This window comes from Streptomyces sp. NPDC007808, assembly GCF_042868655.1.
In the GTDB taxonomy this organism is placed as follows: Bacteria; Actinomycetota; Actinomycetes; order Streptomycetales; family Streptomycetaceae; genus Streptomyces.
Genome location: NZ_JBIAEQ010000001.1, coordinates 245,631 through 261,793 on the forward strand (window position 1 = coordinate 245,631; position 16,163 = coordinate 261,793).

13 protein-coding genes are annotated in these 16,163 nt (G+C 70.6%); 11 read left to right on the plus strand and 2 right to left on the minus strand.

All coding sequences use genetic code 11. The features are described 5' to 3' along the window. Positions 1-139: 139 nt before the first annotated feature. From ACFYNL_RS01115 to ACFYNL_RS01130, 4 genes are all read left to right on the plus strand, one after another. The gene (locus ACFYNL_RS01115) at positions 140-1,408 is read left to right on the plus strand and encodes an aspartate aminotransferase family protein (RefSeq protein WP_388794468.1); all 1,269 of its coding nucleotides are present in this window, start codon (positions 140-142) and stop codon (positions 1,406-1,408) included. Next, positions 1,405-4,308 (plus strand): FAD-binding and (Fe-S)-binding domain-containing protein, encoded by a 2,904-nt coding sequence (locus ACFYNL_RS01120; RefSeq protein ID WP_388794471.1) that lies wholly within the window; start codon positions 1,405-1,407, stop codon positions 4,306-4,308. The genes ACFYNL_RS01115 and ACFYNL_RS01120 overlap by 4 nt, the downstream gene beginning before the upstream one ends. Continuing rightward, the gene (locus tag ACFYNL_RS01125; protein WP_388794474.1) at positions 4,305-5,744 is read left to right on the plus strand and encodes an NAD-dependent succinate-semialdehyde dehydrogenase; all 1,440 of its coding nucleotides are present in this window, start codon (positions 4,305-4,307) and stop codon (positions 5,742-5,744) included. Before ACFYNL_RS01120 ends, ACFYNL_RS01125 begins: the two co-directional genes overlap by 4 nt. A gap of 212 nt (positions 5,745-5,956) precedes the next feature. Next, the gene (locus ACFYNL_RS01130) at positions 5,957-6,310 is read left to right on the plus strand and encodes a cupin domain-containing protein (protein WP_388794476.1); all 354 of its coding nucleotides are present in this window, start codon (positions 5,957-5,959) and stop codon (positions 6,308-6,310) included. A 14-nt stretch (positions 6,311-6,324) separates the two neighbouring features. Here the strand turns inward: ACFYNL_RS01130 and ACFYNL_RS01135 are convergent, their stop codons facing one another. Both ACFYNL_RS01135 and ACFYNL_RS01140 read right to left on the minus strand, forming a co-directional pair. Further along, positions 6,325-7,068: an IclR family transcriptional regulator gene (locus tag ACFYNL_RS01135; protein WP_388797199.1), complete on the minus strand. Its 744-nt coding sequence runs from the start codon at positions 7,066-7,068 to the stop codon at positions 6,325-6,327. 364 nt (positions 7,069-7,432) lie between these two features. Beyond that, positions 7,433-8,179 (minus strand): IclR family transcriptional regulator, encoded by a 747-nt coding sequence (locus tag ACFYNL_RS01140; protein ID WP_388797203.1) that lies wholly within the window; start codon positions 8,177-8,179, stop codon positions 7,433-7,435. A gap of 283 nt (positions 8,180-8,462) precedes the next feature. Here ACFYNL_RS01140 and solA point away from each other — a divergent pair, with 283 nt between their 5' ends. The 7 genes from solA (at position 8,463) to ACFYNL_RS01175 (ending at position 16,149) form a co-directional block, all read left to right on the plus strand. After that, complete coding sequence (solA, locus tag ACFYNL_RS01145) at positions 8,463-9,602, plus strand: N-methyl-L-tryptophan oxidase (RefSeq protein ID WP_388794479.1); 1,140 nt, start codon at positions 8,463-8,465, stop codon at positions 9,600-9,602. Positions 9,603-9,604: 2 nt separating this feature from the next. Beyond that, the gene (locus ACFYNL_RS01150; RefSeq protein ID WP_388794481.1) at positions 9,605-10,666 is read left to right on the plus strand and encodes a succinylglutamate desuccinylase/aspartoacylase family protein; all 1,062 of its coding nucleotides are present in this window, start codon (positions 9,605-9,607) and stop codon (positions 10,664-10,666) included. 105 nt (positions 10,667-10,771) lie between these two features. Further along, positions 10,772-11,875: an ABC transporter substrate-binding protein gene (locus ACFYNL_RS01155; RefSeq protein WP_388794484.1), complete on the plus strand. Its 1,104-nt coding sequence runs from the start codon at positions 10,772-10,774 to the stop codon at positions 11,873-11,875. Beyond that, on the plus strand, positions 11,868-13,007 hold the full coding sequence (locus tag ACFYNL_RS01160; RefSeq protein WP_388794487.1) for an ABC transporter ATP-binding protein: 1,140 nt from the start codon (positions 11,868-11,870) through the stop codon (positions 13,005-13,007). The genes ACFYNL_RS01155 and ACFYNL_RS01160 overlap by 8 nt, the downstream gene beginning before the upstream one ends. Before the next feature lie 3 nt (positions 13,008-13,010). Next, positions 13,011-13,907 (plus strand): ABC transporter permease, encoded by an 897-nt coding sequence (locus ACFYNL_RS01165; protein WP_388794490.1) that lies wholly within the window; start codon positions 13,011-13,013, stop codon positions 13,905-13,907. Beyond that, a complete protein-coding gene (locus ACFYNL_RS01170; protein ID WP_388794493.1) occupies positions 13,904-14,770 on the plus strand; it encodes an ABC transporter permease in 867 nt (288 codons plus the stop codon). The genes ACFYNL_RS01165 and ACFYNL_RS01170 overlap by 4 nt, the downstream gene beginning before the upstream one ends. Continuing rightward, positions 14,767-16,149: an aminotransferase class III-fold pyridoxal phosphate-dependent enzyme gene (locus ACFYNL_RS01175; RefSeq protein WP_388794496.1), complete on the plus strand. Its 1,383-nt coding sequence runs from the start codon at positions 14,767-14,769 to the stop codon at positions 16,147-16,149. The genes ACFYNL_RS01170 and ACFYNL_RS01175 overlap by 4 nt, the downstream gene beginning before the upstream one ends. Positions 16,150-16,163: the final 14 nt, after the last annotated feature.

Genomic DNA, 16,163 nt, shown 5'->3' on the forward strand with positions numbered 1-16,163 from the left:
CCGGCGCGCCCCCGATGAGGCTGACACAACGTCCGGATGTCGCGTCCCGGCCGGACAGATCGCGCGTTGGCGTGCCCCTGCTCCGTCGAGATGCTCGGAAGACCGCAGCAGACCGAACACCGAGGCCCGGGAGACGAACATGACCGCACTGTCGCCGCACCTTCGCCAGGCCACGCCCGTGGTGGCGGCCCGGGGCGAGGGCGTCCACCTCTACGACCGGGACGGCCGCCGCTACCTCGACTTCACCGCCGGCATCGGCGTCACCAGCACCGGCCACTGCCATCCCAAGGTGGTGGCGGCGGCACAGGAGCAGGTGGGCACGCTGATCCACGGCCAGTACACGACGGTCATGCACGAGCCGCTGCGCCGCCTCGTCGACAAGCTCGGCGAGGTGCTCCCCGCCGGCCTGGACAGCCTGTTCTTCACCAACTCCGGCAGCGAGGCCGTCGAGGCCGCGCTGCGGCTGGCCCGCCAGGCCACTGGCCGGCCCAACGTCATCGTCTGCCACGGCGGCTTCCACGGCCGTACGGTCGCCGCCGCCTCCATGACGACCTCCGGCACCCGCTTCCGGTCCGGCTTCTCCCCGCTGATGAGCGGGGTCGTCGTCACGCCCTTCCCGTCGGCGTACCGCTACGGCTGGGACGAGGAGACCGCGACCCGTTTCGCCCTGAAGGAGCTCGACTACACCCTCCAGACGATCTCCTCGCCCGCCGACACGGCAGCGATCATCGTCGAGCCCGTCCTCGGTGAGGGCGGGTACGTGCCCGCCAACCGCGCCTTCATGGAGGGCCTGCGCGAGCGCGCCGACCGCCACGGCTTCCTCCTCATCCACGACGAGGTGCAGACCGGCGTCGGCCGCACCGGCCGCTTCTGGGGCCACGACCACTTCGGTGTCACCCCGGACATCCTCGTCACCGCCAAGGGCCTGGCCAGCGGCTTCCCGCTGTCCGGCATCGCCGCCTCCGAGGAGCTGATGACCAAGGCGTGGCCCGGCTCGCAGGGCGGCACCTACGGCGCCAACGCCGTCGCCTGCGCCGCGGCCTGCGCCACCCTCGACGTCGTACGCGACGAGAAGCTGGTCGAGAACGCCGAGGCCATGGGCAAGCGGCTGCGCCAGGGCCTGGAGGCGGTCGCCGACCGGACGCCGGGCATCGGCGACGTGCGCGGCCTCGGCCTCATGCTGGCCACCGAGTTCGTCAACGAGGACGGCAGCCCCGACCCCGAGACCGCCGCCCGCGTGCAGCGCGCCGCCGTCGAGGAGGGCCTGCTCCTGCTGCTGTGCGGCGCCTGGAACCAGGTCGTGCGGATGATCCCGGCACTGGTCATCGACGAGACGGCGGTGGACGAGGGCCTGCAGGCGTGGGCGACCGCGGTCGAGTCCGGGACATCAGGAGCGGCGGAGCGATGACGGACACCACCACGGCCCTGGAGCCGCTGGTCGCGCGGCTCGCCGAGACCGCTCCCGGCCTGCGGGTGGAGACCGGCCCCGGCTCCACCGGTCCCTACGCCTACGACGCCTCCAACTACCGGGTCCCGCCGAGGGCCGTGGTCTTTCCCCGCAGCGCCGACGACGTCGTCGCGGTGCTGCGCGCCTGCCGGGAGACGGGCGTGCCCGTCACCGCACGCGGCGGCGGCACCAGCATGGCGGGCAACGCGGTCGGGCCCGGCGTCGTCCTGGACTTCTCCCGGTACATGAACCGGATCCTGGACATCGACCCCGAGGCGCGTACCGCCCGCGTCGAGGCCGGAGCGGTCCTGGACGCGCTGCGGTCCGCGACCGCCCTGCACGGGCTCACCTTCGGCCCCGACCCCTCCTCGCACAGCCGCTGCACCATCGGCGGCATGATCGGCAACGACGCGTGCGGCAACCGGTCCGTGCGGCACGGCCGTACCAGCGGGCACATCGAGACGCTGGAGATCGTGACGGCCGACGGTGTGCGGGCCGTCGCCGACCGGACCGGACTGCGGGCCGCCGACCCGCAGGACCAGGACGCCGTCCGACGGGTCGCGCGTCTGGAAGCGGACGTGCGCCGCCTGGTCGACGCCAACCTGGCGTCGATCCGCACCGAGCTGGGCCGGATACCGCGCCAGGTCTCCGGTTTCCAGCTGCACCACCTGCTGCCCGAGCACGGCTTCGACATGGCTCGGGCGCTGGTGGGCACCGAGGGTTCCTGTGCGGTCGTCACCGCCGCGACGGTCCGCCTGGTGGCGACCGCACAGGCCTCCACCCTTCTCACCCTCGGCTACGACGACGTGGTCGACGCCGCCGAGGACGTCCCGGAGATCCTGTGCTGGAACCCCACCGCCGTGGAGGGCATGGACGAGGCGATCGTCGCCACCATGCGGGCCAGGCGCGGTCCGGACTCCGTCACCGGTCTCCCCGACGGCCGTGCCTGGCTGTACGTCGAACTCGACGGAGACGACCAGGCGACCGTCGACCGCCGCGCCGACGAACTGCTGGACGTGCTCAGGGCGCGGGGCCGGATGACCGGCGGACGGGTCGTGCACAGCCCGGCCGAACGGCGCTCGCTGTGGCGGGTCCGGGAGGACGGGGCAGGGCTCGCCGCCCGTCTCGTCGACGGCGGAGAGTCCTGGCCGGGCTGGGAGGACGCGGCCGTCGCGCCCGAGGACCTGGCCGCCTACCTGCGCGACTTCCGCAAGCTGCTGGCCTCCCACGGCCTGACCGGTGTGCTGTACGGCCACTTCGGCGCGGGATGCGTCCATGTGCGCATCGACTTCGATCTCGCCACGGACGCGGGCCGCACCGCCGCCCGGCGGTTCCTGTCCGAAGCCGCGGCCCTGGTCGTCGAGCACGGTGGAACCCTGTCGGGCGAACACGGCGACGGCCGAGCCCGGGGCGAGCTGCTGGAGGTCATGTACAGCCACCGGATGATCCGGGCGTTCGCCGCCTTCAAGGAGGTCTTCGACCCCGAGGGGCTGCTCAACCCGGGCGTCATCGTGGCCCCGGCCCGCCTCGACGCCGACCTCGCGCTGCACACCCCCGCCGAAGTGCTGCCCGTGGAGACCCTCTTCTCCTTCCCCCACGACGAGGACGGATTCGCGGGAGCGGTACGCCGCTGTGTCGGCGTCGGCCGCTGCCGCAGCGACGCCGGCGGGGTGATGTGTCCCAGCTACCGGGCCACCGGGGAGGAGAACGACTCGACCCGGGGCCGGGCCCGACTGCTCCAGGAGATGGTGCGGGGCGGAACCGTCCAGGACGGCTGGCGCTCCACGGAGGTGCGGGACGCCCTCGATCTGTGCCTGTCCTGCAAGGCCTGTTCCAGCGACTGTCCGGTCGGGGTCGACATGGCCACGTACAAGGCGGAGTTCCTGCACCAGCACTATAAGGGCAGAGTCCGACCCCGCTCCCACTACTCCCTGGGCTGGCTGCCCCTGACGTCCAGGCTCGTCGGGTACGCGGCCCGCCCGGTGAACGCGCTGCTGCGCGGCCCCGTCGGGAAGCTGCTCGCGCGCCTCGGCGGCGTGACCACGAAACGCCGGATCCCGGCCTTCGCCTCCCGGCACGCACTGAGCCGGGCGCTGCGCACGGCGAGGACCGGGGAACCGGCGAAGGCGCTGCTGTTCGTGGACAGCTTCACCCGTGCCTTCCGCCCGGAGGTGGCCGGGGCCGCGAGCCGCGTACTCGCCGACGCCGGCATCCCCTGCACGGCGCAGGACGACCTGTGCTGCGGCCTGACCTGGGTGAGCACCGGACAGCTGTCGCTCGCGCGGCGCATCATGGCCCGCACCGTCGCCCACCTGGACAACGGCGACGACCGGCCCATCGTGGTGGCCGAACCCAGCTGCGCCGCGGCGCTCAAGCGTGACGTGCCCGAACTCCTCGGCACCGACGCCGCCCGGCGCGTCGCGTCCCGCGTCCACACCCTCACCGGAGCCCTGACCGACCTCGCCACCCCCGGCTGGGCGCCCCCGGAACTGCCGGACGACGTCGTGCTGCAGACCCACTGCCACGAGTACGCCACCTTCAAGGGCCGCCACCCCCGCGACCTGCTGGGCCGCCTCGGCGTGGCGAAGGTCGAGGAGGCCGAGGGCTGCTGCGGACTCGCCGGGAACTTCGGCTTCGAGGAACAGCACTACGACACCTCGATGGCCGTCGCCGACCTGGCCTTGAAGCCGCGCCTCGACGGCATCGACCCGCGCACCCCGGCAGTCGTGGTCGCCGACGGCTTCAGCTGCGCCACCCAGATCGACCACCTCGCCGGAGACCGGGGCATCCGCGCCCTGCACCTCGCGGAACTGCTCGACCCCGCCGCCGACCGACCCGGACAAGCAGGAGAGAACTCATGACCGACACGCCCACGCAGTTGTTCATCGGTGGTGCCTGGGTGGACGCCGCGGACGGCGCCACCATGCCCGTCGACGACCCCGCCACCGGGGAGATCCTCTGCCACGTCGCCGACGCGGGTGCCAAGGACGCGAAGCTCGCCGAGGAATCGGCCGTGCAGGCGCAGACGGAGTGGGCGCGTACGGCGCCCCGGGTGCGCAGCGAGATCCTGCGCCGCGCCTACGAGATCATCATCGAGCGCACCGACGAACTCGCCCACCTGATGACGTCCGAGATGGGCAAGCCGCTCGCCGAGGCCAGGGGAGAGGTGGCGTACGCGGCGGAGTTCTTCCGCTGGTTCTCCGAGGAGGCCGTGCGTATCGACGGTGGCCTCGCCACCTTGCCGGACGGCCGCAACCGCATGCTGCTCTCCCGTCGTCCGGTCGGCCCCTGCCTGCTGATCACCCCGTGGAACTTCCCGCTGGCGATGGGCACCCGCAAGATCGGTCCGGCGATCGCCGCCGGCTGCACGATGGTGCTCAAGCCGGCCCCGCAGACCCCTCTCTCCAGCCTCGCCCTCGCCGCGATCCTCAAGGAGGCCGGGCTGCCGGACGGCGTGCTGAACGTCGTCACCACCTCCCGTGCGGGGGAGGTGTGCGAACCGCTCCTGCGCGGCGGGCGGATTCGCAAGCTCTCCTTCACCGGCTCCACGGCCGTGGGGCAACTGCTCCTCGCCCAGAGCGCGGAGGCGGTCGTACGCACCTCGATGGAGCTGGGCGGGAACGCGCCGTTCATCGTCTTCGAGGACGCCGACCTGGACAAGGCCGTGGACGGCGCGATGGTCGCCAAGATGCGCAACATGGGCGAGGCGTGCACGGCCGCCAACCGCTTCTTCGTGCACCGCTCGGTGGCGCAGGAGTTCGGGCGCCGGCTGGCCGAGCGGATGGGCGCGCTGGTCGTCGGCCCGGGCACCCGTGACGGCGTCGACGTCGGCCCCCTGATCGACAGGAGGGGACGCGCCAAGGTGGAGGAACTCGTCACCGACGCGGTGGAGCGCGGGGCGCAGGTACTCGTGGGCGGCCGGACGCCGGAAGGCCCCGGATGCTTCTACCCGCCGACCGTGCTGGCCGACGTCGATCCCGGCAGCCGCCTGATGGACACGGAGATCTTCGGCCCGGTCGCCGCGATCCTCACCTTCGACGAGGAGGACGAGGTGATCCGCCGGGCCAACGACACCCCCTGGGGCCTGGTCGGCTACGTCTTCACCGAGGGCCTCGACCGTGCCCTGCGGGTGAGCGAGCGGCTGGAGGTGGGCATGGTGGGGCTGAACACGGGTCTCGTGTCCAACCCGGCCGCCCCGTTCGGCGGCGTCAAGCAGTCAGGGCTGGGCCGCGAGGGCGGTCGGGTGGGAATCGACGAGTTCCTGGAGTACCAGTACCTCGCGGTGCCCGTGAGCTGACGGCGGTCATGCCCTGATCGCGCCGCAGCACGCACCGTGACGAGGCCTCACCCGTGCCCGGTCCTCCACGCCGCCGGGCACGGGTGAGCGGCCCGTGATCCGTCCCCGGCGACCGCCTCGGCAGCCGGCGACTCCGGCGGCTTCTCCTGGCTCGGCCCGGGGGCCGAGCGGGGCCGCGGCCACGAGTTTCTCAAGTCCAGTAAAGGAAAGACATGGCGTTCCTGAAGACCATCGACACCGATCCCTCCTTCGTGCCGCGCAAGTCCGGCCCGCTCCCGGAACGTCTCGTGTCCGGCGACCCTGCGTTCATGACCTGGCTCCAGGACACCGCCCGCGGGGAGATGATCCAAACGGGAGTCTGGGAAGCGACGCCCGGAGAGACGCGCTCGATCAAGGGCGAGACCTTCGAGTTCTGCCACATCCTCGCCGGCGTCGTCGAACTCACGCCGGAAGGCGGGGAGCCCGTGGTCTACAGGGCGGGCGACAGCTTCGTCATGAAGCCGGGCTTCGTCGGTGTCTGGAAGACCATCGAAACCGTGCGCAAGATCTACGTGATCGTGAAGTGACGCCGGGAGCGTCGTCAGGCCAGGTGCCGGGCGGTGATCTCCGCCGCCGTCTCGGAGACCAGCCGGCCCAGCTCGGGCAGCCGGTCGGGCTCGAAGCGGGCGTCGGGCAGGGAGACGGCCACGGCGGCCAGCGGTGTGCCCTCATCGTCGAGCACGGGTGCCGCGATCGCGCAGACGCCCTGCAGGTACTGGTTGTGGTTGACGGCGTAGCCTCGCTCCCTCACACGGCGGAGCTCCGCGCGCAGTTGCGCCGGGTCGGTGATGGTCTCCTCGCCGTACCCCTCCAGGGTCCCGGCGGTGACCTGGTCCATCTCGGACTTCCCCAGATGCGCGAGGACGGCGTTCCCGGCGGCGGTGGCGTGCAGGGGTGAGGTGTCGCCGATGGCGTGGAAGGTGCGTACGGCGTGGTCGCAGTCCACGCGGTCGACGACGACCATGGCGTGCAGGGCGTCCGGCACCGACAGGTGGATGGTCTCGTTCAACGCGTCGCGGAGTCGGATCATGGGTTCACGGGCGGCGGCGAACAGGCTGGATCCCTGCAGTGCGGCGGGCCGCACGGCCAGGACGCGGGCGCCGACCTCCCAGCGGGTGGTGTCCTTGCGGTTGGCGCGCAACCAGCCCGCCTCGTTGAGGGTGACCAGAGTGCGCTGCACCGTGGACTTCGGCAGCCCGAAGATCTTCGTCAGCTCCCCGACGGTCACGGGCTGATGTCTGGCGACTGCCTCCAGTACCCGGAGCGACCTGGTGACGCTCTTCATTTCCATTGGATGCCCCCTCGGACCTGCGGATCCCTGGTTCTCATTGCCTCTTGGCTCCAGCACGGAGCCACGGTCACAACCTGTGCCGTATTCCAGCATAGCGTGCCACGATGTGGAACGTGACGCGCGACGGAGTCGGCCTGGCCGTCCGTGAGGTGTGCCAGGGGCCCTGTTCCCCGCGGCGATGGGCAGCGGTAGGGCCTTGACCAGGCCCGCCGTGCCGCGTGGTGCGGCCGCCCCGCGTCCGGCCTTCCCCCGGTCGGGCGCGGGGCGGTGGCTGCCGGAACCAAAGCCGAGGGCCCGCCTCGCACGCGTCGGCATGCGAGGCGGGCCCTCGGTCGACCCTTGCGCGGTCCGCTGCCGTTCAGGTGCCCAGGCGGCGCTGTGAGATCTCCGCGGCGGTGTCCGCGACGAGACGGCCCCACTTGGGTGTCTGCTCGCCGTCGTACCGCGCCTCGGGCATGGATACCGCCACCGCTGCCAGCGGGGTGCCGTCCTCGTCGAGCACGGCGGCGGCGACGGCGCAGACGCCCGGACGGAACTGGTTGCGGTTGACCGCGTAACCGGCGGTGCGGATCCGGTCCAGTTCGGCGCGCAGTTCGTCGGGCTCTACGGGCGTCGTGTCGCTGAACCGCTCCAGCCCGGCCTCGATGAGCTCTTCGACGTCCCGCCTCGGAAGGTGGGCGAGGATGGCGCGCCCGACCGCGGTGGCGTGCAGAGGTGAGGTGTCGCCGATCGTGTGGAAGGTGCGTACGGGGTGGTCGCAGTCGACGCGGTCCACCACGACCATGCACTGCAGGGCGTCCGGCACCGACAGGTGGATCGTCTCGTTCACCGTGTCCCGAAGGCGAACCATGGGCTCACGGGCGGCGGCGAACAGGCTGGATCCCTGCAGTGCTGCGGGGCGTACGGCCAGAACGCGGGCGCCGATCTCCCAGCGGGTGGTGTCCTTGCGGTTGGCGCGCAGCCAGCCGGCTTCCGCCAGCGAGACCAAGGTGCGCTGCACGGTGGACTTCGGCAGCCCGAAGAGCTTCGTCAACTCCCCTACGGTCACGGGCTGGTGCTGGGCGACCGCCTCCAGGATTCGCAGCGACCTGGTGACGCTCTTCATTTCCATCCGGTTTCCCCCTGTTAATCCTCGAAATTTCCGCTGGACATCCTCTTGACGCCTCCCCGAAGTCGCTGTCATTCTCTGTGCCAGATTCTAGCACAGCATTCCACATAGTGGCACGGCGCTGGGGGAGATCCCCCGGAAGTGAGCCGGACTGCGAGGTGTGGCGGTTGCGAGCCGCAGGTCCACAACGAGGACCTGGCTCCCGCTCAAACCATCTCGAATCGAACATCCTCACGTCGAGGGCCCAGCATGCGCCTCGGCGATACGAAAGGAAAGTCCTGTGTCAGCTGCCAGGAAGCGCGTCGCGGTGGTCGGCGTCGGAACGATGGGCAGTCAGGCCGCCTGGCGGCTGGCAGCCCGCGGCGCAGAGGTCGTCGGATACGACCGCTACGCACCCGGCCACGACCGCAGTGCCGCCGGCGGTGAGACCCGGATCTTCCGCAGCGCGCACTTCGAGGACTCCCGTTACGTTCCGCTGCTCAAGCACGCCGACGCCCTCTGGGAGCAGCTCCAGCAGGAGACCGGCCGCGAGCTGCGCCGCCTGACCGGCTGCCTGCTGATGGGGCCCACCGAGCACCAGCAGATGGCCACCGTCCTGCAGTCCATCGCCGAGCACGACCTCGACCACGAGGTGCTGGACGTCGAGGCGCTCGCCAAGCGCTTCCCGCAGTACCGCATCGAGGACGGCGACGCGGCCGTGCTCGACCGCCGTGCCGGGTTCATCCGCCCGGAGCTGACCATCCAGACCGCCGCCCGCCGCGCCGAGCAGCTGGGCGCCGTCATCCACCGCTACACCACGGTCCGCGAGATCGTCCCCGTCGCGGGCGGTGTGGAGATCCGCACCGACTCCGGCAGTGAGCGCTTCGACACCGCCGTCGTCACGCCCGGCCCGTGGGTCAACGACCTGCTGCCCGACCTGCCGTGGGAGGTGGAGGTCCGCCGCCTGGTCAGCGCCTGGTACGTGCCGACAGCCCCCGACGCCTGGTTCGGCGAGGAGCGCCCGGCGTTCATCCGCACGGCACCCACCCACTGCTACGGCCTGCCCTCCCCGGACGGCATCTCGGTCAAGCTCGGACTCTCCCGTGCGCTGCACCGGCTCGCCGACGATCCCAACCGACTGGACCGCACCGTGCGGCCGGACGAGTTGGAGATCTTCTCCGAGCTGATCGGGCGTTACCTGCCCGACCTGCACCCGGACCCCACCCGGCTGTCCGTCTACATGGAGGGCTACACCGAGAGCAGCCGTCCACTGGTCGGTCCGCTGCCCGGCGCCGAAAACGTCATCCTGCTCGCCGGATTCTCCGGCCACGGCTTCAAACTCTCGCCCGCCTTCGGCGACATCGCCGCCGACCTCGCGCTGGACGGCGCCTCGCCCCAGCCCATCGACTTCCTCTCCACCGTCGGCCGTACGGAGGCATGACCATGCAGGACACCACTCTCTGTGTCGGCCCCCTTCAGGCCCTGCCCGGCACCAAGGCGCGCGGCACCGTCCAGGCCGATCTCGGCGCCCTCACCGCGGACATCCCGGTGACCCTGGTCAACGGAACCCGCCCGGGCCCCCGGGTCGTCATCACCGCCGGTGTGCACGGCGGCGAGTTCACACCCGTCGAAGCCGCCGTGCGCCTGGCGGACCTGCTGGAGCCCGGCGAGGTGAGCGGGCAGGTGATCGTCTGTCCGGTCGCCAACCCTCCCGCCGTGTACCAGGGCCGGCTCAACATCTCCCCGGTCGACGGCGTGAACCTCAACCGCGTCTTCCCCGGCGACCCGGACGGCGGCCCCACCGAACGGCTGGCCGCCTGGCTCTTCACCCATCTCGTCGACGGTGCCGACGTCTACATCGACCTGCACTGCGGCGGTATCGACCAGGTCCTGCGCGACTTCGTCGGCTACCGTCTCACCGGTGACCCGGACCTGGACAAGGCGACGGCCGAACTGGCAGGGTCCTTCGGCATCCAGGACGTCATCGTCGGGCTGACGCCCGAGGGCGGCAACAGCCACGCGGCGGCCGCCCGCCGGGGCGTCTCGGCGGTCCTCGTCGAGGTGGGCCAGCTCGGCCGGCGTGACGAGGCCACCGCCCTCCGCCGCGTCGACGGCCTGCTGAAGGCACTGCGCCATCTGAGCGTCCTCGACCAGGACGGTTCCGCTGAGGCACCGATCCGCGAGTGGGTCTGGTCCGCCGGCGCCACGGCCGAGGCCACCGGCCTGTGGTACCCGGAGTTCTCCTTCGACGCCGACGTCATCGGCGAAGTCACCGAGGGAGACCTCCTCGGCCGCATCGTCGACCCGACCGACGGCACGGAGCACGCCGTTCACGCCCCGGCCGACGGACGGATCTTCTACGGGATGCACGCCCTCACCGTGGCCACCGGCGCCGAACTCGCCGCCCTCGCCGTCCCGTGGGACCCCGACACGGCAGCGCGGGCCGACACCCTCCGGCCCCCCGGTCTGGGTGCCGGATCCGACGAGGCGGACCCCCGCCCCTAGCCCCGGCCCCAAAGCCCCCTCCCTAGACCCCCCTTCCAGCCGCCCCCCTTTCCACGTCCCCAGCCGCTCCCCTTCCCGCGGCCAGCACCACCCAGGAGGCACACGATGAAAGATGCCCGAATAGACCGCAGACTGTTCCTGCGAGGAATAGGCGGGGTCACTGCGGGTGTCGCCGCCGCGACCGCCCTGTCCGCCTGCGGTACCGGCACCAGCCGGTCCGTCGGCAGCGGCGGCAAGGGCGGCAAGACGGTGGTCGTCCGTGACAGCGGCGGTTCCTATGGCGCGGCTCTGCAGAAGGCGATCTACACGCCGTTCACGCAGGAGACCGGCATCCAGGTGAAGGTGCTGAACCTGGACGACGCTCCGCTGCTGGCGCAGATCAAGCAGGGCCGCCCGCAGTGCGACCTCATCAACAACTCGATGATGTCGCACACCAAGTACGTCAAGCAGGATGCGCTGGAGGCGCTGGACCTCGACCGGATCAAGAGCGTGAAGAGCGCGAAGATCCCTGAGGCCCAGGTCACCGATCATGCTGTCGGCAGCAGTTTCTACGGCGCGTGTATGGCCTACCGCACGGATGAGTTCGGGGGGAAGAAGCCGCAGTCGTGGGCGGACTTCTGGGACACGAAGGTGTTCCAGGGGGGTCGTTCGATGTGCAACCCGGACGGTGACCTGCCGGAGCTTGAGTTCGCGCTGCTGGCCGACGGCGTGCCGATCGACAAGCTGTATCCGCTGGATGTGGACCGTGCGTTCAAGGTGCTGACCCAGTTGCGGGGCGACATCAAGAAGTTCTGGGACAGCGGACCGCTTCCGGGTGTGCTGCTGAGCCGTCAGGAGGTGACGATGTCCACCGTCTGGGACGGCCGTATCGCCGATCTGGAGAAGCAGGGCGTCCCGGTCACCCGGCAGCTGAACGGTATGCGGCGGCAGTTCCAGGGTTATGCCATCGCCAAGGGTGCGGCCAATCTGGATGCCGCCTACCAGCTGATGGACTTCTCGCTGCGGGCGGAGAGCCAGGCGGCCCTGGCCAAGGCGTTCCCGTCGAACCCGTCCTCGCCGCTGGCCTACAGCAAGCTCACCGAGGACGAGCGCAATGCGCTGGCGGGTGCGCCGAAGTACTACGACAAGGGTTTCGACGCGGATGTCGACTGGTGGCTGAAGAACGAATCGGCCGTCACCAAGCGTTGGTTGGAGTGGGCTCGTGGCTGATTTCGGTGTCGCCGCACCGTCCGTCAAGGTGGCCGGCGGCAAGCCGGCCACCGCGACCGGCAAGTCGCTGTCGGTGGTGGCGTTGCGCAAGACCTACGGGGATGTGGTCGCTGTCGACGAGGCGTCGATGGAGATCGCGGCCGGGGAGTTCGTGACGTTCCTGGGCTCTTCGGGGTCGGGCAAGACGACGACGTTGATGATGATCGCCGGGTTCTGTGAACCGGACTCCGGCACCATCACCGTCGGGGACCGTGATGTGACCCGGCTCGCCCCGCAAAAGCGCAACCTCGGTTTCGTCTTCCAGCAGTACCTGCTCTTCCCGCACATGACGGTCGCCGAGAACGTCGCCTTCCCGCTCACCCTGAGGGGCGTGGGCAAGGACGAGATCCGCCGCCGGGTGGGGGAGACGCTGGAGATCGCGGGCCTGTCGCGTTTCGGTGGGCGTAAGCCGCGTGAGCTGTCCGGTGGTCAGCAGCAGCGCGTCGCCCTGTGCCGGGCGCTGGTCTACCGTCCGCCGGTCATCTTGATGGACGAGCCGCTCGGTGCGCTGGACAAGAAGCTGCGCGACCAGCTGCAGGTCGAGATCAAGACCATCCAGCAGGAACTGGGCCTGACCGTCATCTATGTGACGCATGATCAGGAAGAGGCGCTGGTCATGTCGGACCGCATCGCGGTGATGCGTAACGGTCTGATCGAGCAGTTCGACACCCCCCGCGAGCTGTTCGAGCGGCCCAGGACGCCGTTCGTGGCGGACTTCCTGGGCGCGGCGAACTTCCTGCCCGGCCGCATCGACAAGCACACCGACGAACAAACCCTTGTGCGTCTGGACAGCAATGGCGGCCTGGTCAAGGCGCGCCGCCACCAGCTGCCTTCCGGCGCGCGGGTGAAGGTCGCGGTGCAGCCGGGCCGGCTGCGGGCGTGTGCCGCTGACGACGGGTTCTGTACCGGCACGGTCGAGAGCGCCACCTACGTGGGCACCCTGGTGCGTGCCGGGGTGCGCATCGACGGCGGTCAGGCGCCGCTGCTGCGCCTGGAGGTACCGGCAGGGCGTGGCCCGGTGGCCGGGGAGCGGGTTGGGATCAGTGCCGACCCCGAGGACATCAACCTCTTCGCCGACGAACAGGCGGGGTGAGCCATGGCCGCCACTCTCACCGCAGGCGCTCCGGCCCGTCCGCGCAAGCTGCTGGCCTCGCGCCGGACCCGGGTCGGGATCCTGTACGCGCTGCCGGTCGTCGTCTACCTGCTGGTGCTGTTCGTCTACCCGATCTTCTCCACGCTGCTGCTGAGTCTGAAGGATGCCGACGGCTCCTTCACCCTGCACTGGTACGCCGACGCCCTGACCGGCGTCAACCTCTCCGTCCTGATCACCACCCTGCGGATCTCCGCCGAAACAGCCGTACTCAGCCTGGTGTTCGGCTTCGTGCTGGCCCAGGCGATCTCCCGGCTCAAGCCCATCCTGGCCGGTCTGGCGATGCTGGTCGTGGTCGTCCCGCACTTCGTCTCCGCCCTGGTGCGCACCTACGGCTGGATCATCATGCTCGGCGACAAGGGCCTGGTGAACGAGACCCTCACCGCGATGTCGGTCCCCGGTGCCCCGTTCCAGCTGCTCTACAACGAACTCGGCGTCGTCATCGGCACCACGTCGATGATGCTCCCCTACACGGTGCTGCTGCTGTACGGGGTGATGCGCGGGGTGGACCGCCGCCTGCTGGCGGCCGCGTCCAGCATGGGCGCGGGCAAGGTGACCATCTTCCGGCGTATCTACCTGCCGCTGGTCGCCCCCGGCCTGGCCAGTGCCGGACTGCTCAGCTTCATCCTCTCGCTGGGCTACTACATCACCCCGGCCCTGATGGGCGGCCCCAACCAGACGATGATCGCCACCCTCATCAACCAGCAGGTCACCAAGGAGAACCAGTGGAACGGGGCCGCCGCCCAGGGCGTGATCCTGCTGGTCCTCACCCTGGCCGGACTGCTCCTGGTCAAGGCCGTCAGCTCGCTGGGCGCCAGCCGTAAGAAGAGGAGCGCCACATGATGGAGCTGCGCAAGTCCCTCGCCGGACGCATCGCCCTCACGGCCGTCGCCACCGTGATCCTGCTGTTCCTGGCGCTGCCGATCGTGGTCATCCTCGTCACCTCCTTCAGCAACAACGCCTTCGCCTCCTTCCCCCCGCAGACGTGGACGCTGAACTGGTACAAGGCCCTGTTCGCCGACGGCAGCAAATGGCCCGCCGCGCTCTCCCTGTCCGCCCTGGTCGCCGCGCTGAGCACCGTCTTCTCCCTGATCATCGGGGTGACCGCGGCAACCGCGCTGGTCCGCAGCGAACTCCCGCTGCGCTCGGCGGTCTTCGCCCTGGTCCTCGGCCCCCTGGTCATCCCCCAGATCGTCACCGCACTCGGCCTGTTCCTGCTGTTCGAACCCGCCGCGATGCTCGGCAGCCCGATCGCCATCGCCCTCGGCCACACCGTGCTCGCCTCCCCGATCGCGGTACTGATCCTGATCGCGACACTGCGCGGCATAGACGAACGGCTGGAGGACGCCGCCGCCAGCATGGGCGCCGGCCGCCTCACCATCGCCCGGCGCATCACCTTCCCCCTGGCCGCGCCCGGCATGATCGCGGCGGCGATCTTCTCCTTCATCACCAGCTTCGACGAGTTCTACATCTCCCAGTTCCTCTCCTCCGTCGACACCGTCACCCTGCCCGTGCAGGTCTACAACTCCCTCACCTTCGAGATCGACCCCAGCGTCACCGCGGTCAGCGCCATCCTCATCGCCTTCGCCATCCTCGCCCTCGGCCTCGTGGCCCTGGTGCGCTGGATCGGCTCCGGACGACAGGACTCCCTGCTCTCCGTCGAGAACACCGTCGGCGTCGCCAACCCCGGAGGCGAGGCCGTATGACCACCGCCGCCGCTCAACTGAACGCGGCCACCGCTCAGCGGCATCTGCTGCTGAACATGACCGCCAACGGATCGCTCGGCGACCAGGGCGAAGACCTCCTCGTCGTCCAGCGAGGGGAGGGCCCGTACGTCGACGACGCGGACGGCAGGCGCTACATCGACGGCCTGTCGGGGCTGTACTGCTGCCAACTCGGCTACTCCTACGGCCCCGAGTTCGCCGAGGCCGCCGAACGGCAACTGCGCGAGCTGTGCTACAGCCCGCTGTGGACAGGGTCCGCGCACCCCTCGGCCATCGAACTCGCCGAGCGGCTGTCCCGGATCGCCCCCGTCGACATCGAGCACACCTTCTTCTCGAGCGGCGGCGCCGAAGCCGTCGAGACCGCCTGGAAGATAGCCCGCCGCTACCACGCCCTGCGCGGCGAGCCGGGCCGCACCAAGGCGATCGCCCGACGCGGCGCCTACCACGGCCTGACCATCGGCACCCTGTCGTTCAACGACGACCCCGGCCTCACGGAGCCGTACGGCCCGCCGGCGATCGACACCCGGTTCGTGTCGAACACCAACCGTCGCGGCCTCGCACCGGAGTTCGCGGACGACGAGGTGTACACGGCATGGCTGCTCGCGGAGTTGGAGGCCGCGATCCTGACGGAGGGCCCGGAGACCGTCGCGATGCTCATCGCCGAGCCGGTGCAGAACCGGGGCGGCTGCATCACCCCGCCCCAGGGCTACTGGCAGGGGTTGCGGGCGCTGGCCGACCGGTACGGCTTCCTGCTCGTCGCCGACGAGGTCATCACGGCCTTCGGCCGGATCGGCGAGTGGTTCGGCGGGGACCGCTACGGGGCCCGCCCGGACATGGTCACCGTCGCCAAGGGCATCACGTCCGGATACGCCCCCCTGGGCGCGACCCTGGTCGGCACCAAGGTCACGGCGGTCATCAACCGGCCCGGCGCGGTCCTCAACCACGGCTACACCTTCGCCGGGCACCCGCTGAGCACGGCCATCGCCCTGCGCAACCTGGAGATCATGGAGCGGGACCGCATCCTGGACAACGTCCGCGGTCTCCAGGGCGACCTGGCCAGGCGCATGGTGGCGCTCAAGGACCTGCCGATCGTCGGCGACGTCCGCGGCGCCGGGTTCTTCTACTCCTGCGAACTCGTCGGCGACCTCGACGACGGTGCCTTCAGCGCCAAGGCCCGAAACGAGCTGATCGGCGACCTGATCCCGCGTCGGCTGCGCGAGGCCGGCCTGCTGGCCCGCGTCTACAACCGCTCCGCGCCGCTGGTCCAGATCGCGCCCCCGCTGGTCAGTGACCGCGCCCTCCTCGACCGTATCGCCGCGATCATCGCGGGCGTCCTCGCCGAGGCGTCGGCCCACATCTGATCCACCTCTTGGAA